Raw genomic sequence first — 5069 nt, forward strand, 5'->3', positions numbered from 1 at the left:
CAGCGCTACCTGGGCGGGGCCGGCCTGCTGGCCCCGGTCCGGGTCAACGAGCTGGACCAGCTCGGCATGATCTGGGACAAGCACGCCCGCTCCTGGGAGCGGGGCTACGCCCACGCCCGGGCCTGGGCCGAGACGTACGGGCACCTGGCGGTCCCGGCCGCCGAGAAGCTGGACGGGCACGCGGTCGGCGCGTGGGTCGGGCGCCAGCGCAAGAACACGAAGCTGTCGGCTGCTCAGGACGCCCAGCTGACCGCGCTGGATGCGGGGTGGCGGCTGGACCCGGACTGGAACCGCTCCTACCGGCGCCTGCTCGCCTACCTCGCCGCCGGCGGCACCCTGGACGGCCCCGCCAACCGCACCGGCGGCGACGCGGATCCGGCCTTCCGCCCGGGTGCGTGGCTGCGCAAGCAGGAGAAGGCCACCGCCGACGGGAAGCTGACGGTCCAGCAGATTGCCCTGCTGGAGGCGCTGTCCACCGTCCAGACCGAGCAGCAGGCGCAGGAGCAGCACCAGGGCGCGGTTACCTGGTCCGCCGACTGGACGTGTGACGCGTGCGGTGACGGGGGCGGTACCCAGTTTGAGGACGGCACCAGCGTGGACGCCGACCACGACTGCGACCGGGGCGACGGTTTCGAGATCGGCTGGGAGGGCCGGGCCGAGTGTTCCGCCTGTGGCTGGTCGACGGGGACCGACTTCACCGACGGGGAGTACATCGAGGCGAACCACCACTGCGCCGCCGACCAGTAGCAGCACGGCCGCGCACGGGGCAGCCCGCGAACTGGTCGGGAGGCCGCCCGTGTGCTTGGTGCGTGTACTGCGCCGGGAGTAGGCGCGCCCACTGCCGCGGGCTGACGACAGGGGGTGGGGGCCGCCGTTAGCCTTCCGGCATGACCGACGTACGCCCGCCCTGGCAGCCTCCGTGGGTCCGGGCCGCCAAGGCGGGCTGGCCGGTGGCCTCCTCCGTGCTGGTGGCGGCGGTCCAGGTGGTCGGCACCACCTTCGCCGCCCGCAAGCAGCACGGGCCGGTCGCCGTGGACGCCTTCGCCTACCTGCTGCTGCTGCTCGGCCCCGCCCTGCTGGTGCTGCGGAAGAGGTGCCCCGTGGCGGTGATGGCCGGCACCACCGCCGTCACCTTGGCCTATCTGCTCTCCGGGTACCCGTACGGGCCGGTGTTCCTGAGCATGGTGGTGGCATTCGTGGGTGCCGTGCAGCTCGGTCGGCGCCGGGTCGCCTGGGCATGCGCGGGCGTGTTCTACGCCGGCCATCTACTGCTTGCCTACGTGCTGCCGGACGACTGGCTGCGCACCTCGGCCGGGCGGGTCGGCGGCTGGCAGGAGCTGGGCGTCATCGCGTGGCTGCTGCTGGTCTTCGCGGGCGCCGAGATTCTGCGTTTCCGGCGGCAGCAGATCGAGGCCGTTCGGGCCGCCGAGGCGCAGGCGCAGCGCCGCCGGCTGGACGAGGAACGGCTGCGGATGGCCCGCGAGCTGCACGACATCCTGGCCCACAGCATCTCGCTGATCCACGTCCAGGCCGGGGTGGCGCTGGAGCTGATGGACACCCGGCCCGAGCAGGTCCGCAGCGCGCTGACCACCATCAAGGCGGCCAGCAAGGAGGCGCTTGGCGAGGTCCGCCAGGTGCTCGGCACCCTGCGTAGCCCGGGCGCCGCCGCCCCGCGCACCCCGGCACCGGGTATGGACCGCCTGGACGAGCTGGTCGCCCAGGCCGGGCACGTCGGTCTCACCGTCACCGTCCGGGTCGAGGGCGCGCCCCGGGACGTCCCCGCGGCGCTCGGGCTGGCCGCGTTCCGGATCGTCCAGGAGGCTCTGACCAACGTGATCCGGCACTCGGCGGCCCGGACGACGACCGTGCTGCTGGGCTGGGAGGACGCCGGGCTCACCGTCCTGGTGGAGGACCCGGGCCCGGCGGGCGGGGGCGAGGCGGGCGGTTCGGGCACCGGGCTGATCGGCATGCGCGAGCGGGTGGCCGCGTTCGGCGGCACGCTCGAGGCGGGATCGCGCGACGGCGGCGGCTTCCAGGTGAGAGCCTGGCTGCCGACGGAGGGGTGACGCATGATCAGGGTGCTGCTGGCGGACGACCAGATGCTGGTGCGCGCGGGATTCCGGGCGCTGCTGGACGCGCAGCCGGACATCGAGGTCGTCGGCGAGGCGGACGACGGGGAGCAGGCCGTCCGGTTGGCGGCCGAAGTGCGGCCCGACGTCGTTCTGATGGACATCCGGATGCCCCGGCTGGACGGCCTGGAGGCCACCCGCCGGATCGGCGAGGACCGGGCGCTGGAGGGTGTCCGGGTGGTGGTACTGACCACCTTCGAGCTGGACGAGTACGTCTTCGAGGCGCTGCGCGCCGGCGCCGCCGGCTTCCTCGTGAAGGACACCGAGCCCGGCGACCTGCTGCGCGCCGTCCGCGTCGCGGCGGCAGGCGACGCGCTGCTCTCTCCGGGTGTGACCCGCCGGCTTATCGGCGAGTTCGCCGTCCGCTCCAAGGAGCCGCGCACGGCGGATCTGGACGTGCTCACCGAGCGCGAGCGCGAGGTGGTCGCCCTGGTCGGCCTCGGCCTCTCCAACGAGGACATCGCCCGCCGCCTTGTGGTCAGCCCGCTCACCGCCAAGACCCATGTAAGCCGCGCCATGGTCAAACTAGGTGCCCGCGACCGGGCCCAACTCGTCGTCCTCGCCTATGAGTCCGGCCTGGTCCGCCCCGGCTGGCTCGGCTAGGGCGACGGCTGACGGCCTACTCCCCGGGGAGTACCGGCACAGCCGCTGCACGTACGACGCGGTGGGGGTGGGTGCGGCGGGAGGCTCGGAGCGTCCTGAGAGACGAGCCTTCCGACCGAGGAGATGGACCCATGTACACCCTGCTCGCCCACGCCGACGGCGCCTGGCCCGGGCCGTGGATCCTGCTGATCCCGCTGTTCTGGCTGGCCGTGGTCTTCCTGGTCGTCCTCGTGCTGCGCCGGACGCTCTGGCGCCGGGGCTGCGGCGGCGACCACCCGCTCGCCACCCTCGGCCGCCGGTACGCCAACGGCGAGATCGACGCCGAGGAGTACCGCGCCCGGCGCGCCGTGCTGACCGAGGGCCGGGCGGGCGGTGGTCCGAAGTGAGCACCGAAGTGAGCACCGGGGTGCGGCCGCAGGCCGCCGCGCGGGTCGGCGGGTCGGGCAAGTCCACGCTGATGCACTGCGCGGCCGGGCTGGACACGCTCACCGCCGGCAGCGCGTACATCGGCGACACCGAACTCGGTACGCTGAACGACCGCCGGCTGACGGTCCTGCGGCGCGAGCGGATCGGCTTCGTGTTCCAGGGTTTCAACCTGGTCCCGACGCTGACGGTCCGGGAGAACATCACCCTGCCGCTCGACCTGGCCGGCGCCGAGCCCGACCGGGAGTGGGTGGACGCGCTGATCGACGTGATCGGCCTCGGCGACCGGCTGAGCCACCGGCCGAGCGAGCTCTCCGGCGGCCAGCAGCAGCGCGTCGCCGTAGCCCGGGCGCTGGCCGGACGGCCGCAGGTGGTCTTCGCGGACGAGCCCACAGGCAACCTGGACTCCCGCAGCGGCGCCGAGGTGCTTGGCCTGCTGCGGCAGGCCGTGGACGTGATGGGGCAGGCGGTTGTGATGGTCAGCCACGACCCGACCGCCGCCGGGCACGCCGACGAGGTCCTCTTCCTTGCCGACGGCCGCCTGGTCGACTCGATGAGCGAGCCGACCGCAGACCGGGTGCTCGACCGGATGAAGGCCTTCGAGCGGACCTCCGCCGGGGGTGGCGTCCGATGAACGCTGCTCTGCGGATCAGCCTGCGCTCGCTGCGGGCGCACCGGCGCCGGCTGGCCGGGACGTTCCTGTCGATCCTGCTCGGCGTCAGTTTCCTGGTCGGCACGATGGTGCTCGGCGACACCCTGAAGGCCAACTTCAACACCCTGTTCGCCGATGCCAACGCCGGTACCGACGCGGTGGTCCGCAGCGCCGACGTCCTGGACGCGCCCTATGTGGCCGGCGGCGTCCGGGCACCGGTGGCAGCCTCGCTCGCCGACCGGCTGAGCACCGTGCCCGCAGTGGCGGCCGCCGAGCCGACCGTCCAGGGCGCCGGCCAGCTGATCGGGAAGAACGGCCAGCCGATCGGCGGCCAAGGGCCGCCCACCCTCGCCGGGAACTGGCTGCAGGACGGCACGCTCAACCCGTACCGCCTGGCGGAGGGCCGGGCGCCCGCCGCGCCCGGCGAGGCCGTGATCAACCGGGGCGCGGCCAAGGCCGGCGACCTGAAGGTCGGCGACACCACCGTGCTGCGCACACCCGATCCGGTCCGGATCACCGTCGTCGGCATCGCGACCTTCGGCGCCGACGCCGACGGGATGGGCCCGAGCACCTTCACCGGACTCACTCGCGCCGATGCCGGGCGCTACCTGCTGCCGCAGGCGGAAGGGCAGGCGAGTGCCGTCCGGGTCCGCGCGGCCGACGGGGTGAGCCAGCGTCAGCTGGTCGACCAGTTGCGCCCGGTGCTGCCGGCGGGTGTCGAGGCGGTCACCGGGGAGGCGGCGACGGCCGAGTCCACGGCCGACGTGTCGGGCCGGTTCCTGTCGATGTTCACCACGCTGCTGCTGGTCTTCGCCGGTATCGCGCTGCTGGTGGCGACGTTCACCATCCACAACACCTTCGCCATCGTGGTCGCCCAGCGCACCCGCGAGAACGCGCTGCTGCGGGCGCTCGGCGCGAGCCGCCGGCAGGTGCTCGGGGCCACCCTCGGCGAGGCGCTGGCCGTCGGCCTACTCGCCTCGGCGGCCGGGCTTCTCGGCGGGATCGGCGTCGCGGCCGGGCTCAAGGCGCTGTTCTCGGCGCTCGGGTTCTCGCTGCCCGCAGGCGGGATGGTGATCGGTGCCGTCGCGATCGCGCTGCCGCTCGCGGTGGGCGTCCTGGTCACGCTCGGCTCGGCCCTTCTTCCCGCCGTCCGGGCCGGGCGGACGGCTCCGCTGGCCGCGTTGCGCGAGACCGCCGTGGACACGGCGGCGAGCGGGCGGGCCCGTCCCGCGCGGGTGGCGCTCGGCGCCGCCCTGCTGGGC

6 protein-coding genes are annotated in these 5069 nt (G+C 74.1%); all 6 read left to right on the top strand.

Annotated features, from left to right (window positions below; all coding sequences use genetic code 11):
• Positions 1–747, top strand: a 747-nt coding sequence (locus ACXJMZ_RS36920) for a helicase associated domain-containing protein (RefSeq protein WP_457034368.1), incomplete at its 5' end; no start/stop codon positions are given.
• A 140-nt stretch (positions 748–887) separates the two neighbouring features.
• Positions 888–2066, top strand: a complete 1179-nt coding sequence (locus ACXJMZ_RS36925) for a sensor histidine kinase (RefSeq protein ID WP_457034369.1) — start codon at positions 888–890, stop codon at positions 2064–2066.
• A gap of 3 nt (positions 2067–2069) precedes the next feature.
• The gene (locus ACXJMZ_RS36930; protein ID WP_457034370.1) at positions 2070–2732 is read left to right on the top strand and encodes a response regulator; all 663 of its coding nucleotides are present in this window, start codon (positions 2070–2072) and stop codon (positions 2730–2732) included.
• A gap of 131 nt (positions 2733–2863) precedes the next feature.
• Positions 2864–3118: an SHOCT domain-containing protein gene (locus ACXJMZ_RS36935; protein ID WP_457034371.1), complete on the top strand. Its 255-nt coding sequence runs from the start codon at positions 2864–2866 to the stop codon at positions 3116–3118.
• Positions 3115–3789: an ABC transporter ATP-binding protein gene (locus tag ACXJMZ_RS36940; protein WP_457034372.1), complete on the top strand. Its 675-nt coding sequence runs from the start codon at positions 3115–3117 to the stop codon at positions 3787–3789. The genes ACXJMZ_RS36935 and ACXJMZ_RS36940 overlap by 4 nt, the downstream gene beginning before the upstream one ends.
• On the top strand, positions 3786–5069 hold a 1284-nt coding region (locus ACXJMZ_RS36945; protein ID WP_457034373.1), incomplete at its 3' end, for an ABC transporter permease. The genes ACXJMZ_RS36940 and ACXJMZ_RS36945, both read left to right, overlap by 4 nt.

It is taken from the genome of Kitasatospora sp. P5_F3 (genome assembly GCF_054049135.1).

Bases quoted from the DNA above. Each gene is read 5' to 3' on its own strand.
- ACXJMZ_RS36935 (WP_457034371.1), top strand. From the start codon at position 2,864: ATGTACACCCTGCTCGCCCACGCCGACGGCGCCTGGCCCGGGCCGTGG.
- ACXJMZ_RS36930 (WP_457034370.1), top strand. From the start codon at position 2,070: ATGATCAGGGTGCTGCTGGCGGACGACCAGATGCTGGTGCGCGCGGGA.
- ACXJMZ_RS36925 (WP_457034369.1), top strand. From the start codon at position 888: ATGACCGACGTACGCCCGCCCTGGCAGCCTCCGTGGGTCCGGGCCGCC.